This is a genomic window from Arthrobacter sp. I3 (assembly GCF_000520575.1).
GTDB classification, from domain to species: domain Bacteria; phylum Actinomycetota; class Actinomycetes; order Actinomycetales; family Micrococcaceae; genus Arthrobacter; species Arthrobacter humicola_A.
Map to the genome: position 1 here is coordinate 12,471 of NZ_KI914960.1, position 2,194 is coordinate 14,664.

The window sequence follows — 2,194 nt, forward strand, 5'->3', positions numbered from 1 at the left end:
CACGGCCGCCGCCGCACGACCGCAGCCTGAGAGCGCAGCCGCGGCCTTACAGCGCAGCCGCAGCCTTACAGCGCAACGGCGGCCGCGCAGGGCCGCTACTGCACTTTGATTTCGGCCAGGCGCAGGCCGTACCCATAGCGGGTCTTGGGTGCGGCCAGCTTCGGAAGCTTCTTGATGGACACGATCACGTACTGCGCCGTGACGGGTTCAGACAGCGGCATGGTCAGGTCCGGTGACGTAAAACTGTTGCTGCCAATCTGCTTTGCACCGTCCAGGGTCGGCTTGTCATTGGTGAAGACGCTGATGTTTCCACCGGAGGCCCCCAACTGGCTCAGAGTGACTGAGGAGACCTTGGAAGGGTCCTTCAGCTTGACCACGAGCGGAACTTCGGAGGCGAGTCCGCCCCAGTCGTCCGTCGCGAATTCCATGTCTGACCAGAAGCTCGCGCCGTTACCGTCAAAGGTCTTGACGAGGTCGGAGTCGTAATTTCCGGCGAAATCGAAGTTGCCGAGTCGCGTCACGTCTTCGATGACGGGCGGTCCGGCCGCCGGCGCCTCGGTGGCGGTCGACGACGGCTGCGCGGTGGACGGTTCCGGTGCGCTGGAGGAGGCGGAGGTTACGGCGTTTGTCTGCGGGCTGCTCTTGAAGAGGCTGCCAAGGTTGGTGACCGCGAAGATCAGGCCCACCACGAGCACGGCAGCCAGGAGCCCGCCCACCAGCCAGCGCATGGAACGCGGCTCCCGGTTGGGCTCGTCCTCGTCTTCGTACTCGTACTCGTCTTCATCCTGGTCGACGGCGGCACGGGCGGAGGCGGGGAAGTTGCCCGGAGCCCGATCCGCGGAGTCGAAGCCGGCAGCAGCCACTCCGGCAGCCGCGGCTGCGCCGCCGTGGTGCTCTCCGCCGTGCTGATCGTCACCGGTGTAGTCGTCGTCGGACCACAAGGAAACTTTTGGTGCCGAGGCGGTTGCCGGCTGCTGCGCTGCCGGTTCGGCCTGGCGGGGCGCGCCGCCGTTCTGGACGGGCTGGGGCGCCGTTGAATGCGCGGCCGTTTCCTGCGGTGCGGTTGTGGGGGCCTTGGGTGCCGGCCCGCCGGCGGGCACGGCCGCCGCCGCACGACCGCAGCCTGAGAGCGCAGCCGCGGCCTTACAGCGCAGCCGCAGCCTTACAGCGCAACGGCGGCCGCGCAGGGCCGCTACTGCACTTTGATTTCGGCCAGGCGCAGGCCGTACCCATAGCGGGTCTTGGGTGCGGCCAGCTTCGGAAGCTTCTTGATGGACACGATCACGTACTGCGCCGTGACGGGTTCAGACAGCGGCATGGTCAGGTCCGGTGACGTAAAACTGTTGCTGCCAATCTGCTTTGCACCGTCCAGGGTCGGCTTGTCATTGGTGAAGACGCTGATGTTTCCACCGGAGGCCCCCAACTGGCTCAGAGTGACTGAGGAGACCTTGGAAGGGTCCTTCAGCTTGACCACGAGCGGAACTTCGGAGGCGAGTCCGCCCCAGTCGTCCGTCGCGAATTCCATGTCTGACCAGAAGCTCGCGCCGTTACCGTCAAAGGTCTTGACGAGGTCGGAGTCGTAATTTCCGGCGAAATCGAAGTTGCCGAGTCGCGTCACGTCTTCGATGACGGGCGGTCCGGCCGCCGGCGCCTCGGTGGCGGTCGACGACGGCTGCGCGGTGGACGGTTCCGGTGCGCTGGAGGAGGCGGAGGTTACGGCGTTTGTCTGCGGGCTGCTCTTGAAGAGGCTGCCAAGGTTGGTGACCGCGAAGATCAGGCCCACCACGAGCACGGCAGCCAGGAGCCCGCCCACCAGCCAGCGCATGGAACGCGGCTCCCGGTTGGGCTCGTCCTCGTCTTCGTACTCGTACTCGTCTTCATCCTGGTCGACGGCGGCACGGGCGGAGGCGGGGAAGTTGCCCGGAGCCCGATCCGCGGAGTCGAAGCCGGCAGCAGCCACTCCGGCAGCCGCGGCTGCGCCGCCGTGGTGCTCTCCGCCGTGCTGATCGTCACCGGTGTAGTCGTCGTCGGACCACAAGGAAACTTTTGGTGCCGAGGCGGTTGCCGGCTGCTGCGCTGCCGGTTCGGCCTGGCGGGGCGCGCCGCCGTTCTGGACGGGCTGGGGCGCCGTTGAATGCGCGGCCGTTTCCTGCGGTGCGGTTGTGGGGGCCTTGGGTGCCCTGGCGGCCGCCGC

1 protein-coding gene and 1 pseudogene are annotated in these 2,194 nt (G+C 67.2%); both read right to left on the minus strand.

Features of this window, described 5'->3' with window-relative positions; genetic code table 11:
* Positions 1-95: 95 nt before the first annotated feature.
* Positions 96-941 carry a hypothetical protein gene (locus tag Y706_RS26670; protein WP_343213097.1) on the minus strand — a complete coding sequence of 282 codons (846 nt, stop codon included), beginning with the start codon at positions 939-941 and terminating at the stop codon, positions 96-98.
* A gap of 251 nt (positions 942-1,192) precedes the next feature.
* Positions 1,193-2,194 (minus strand): annotated as a pseudogene (locus tag Y706_RS29455) (ABC transporter substrate-binding protein); the annotation flags it as partial.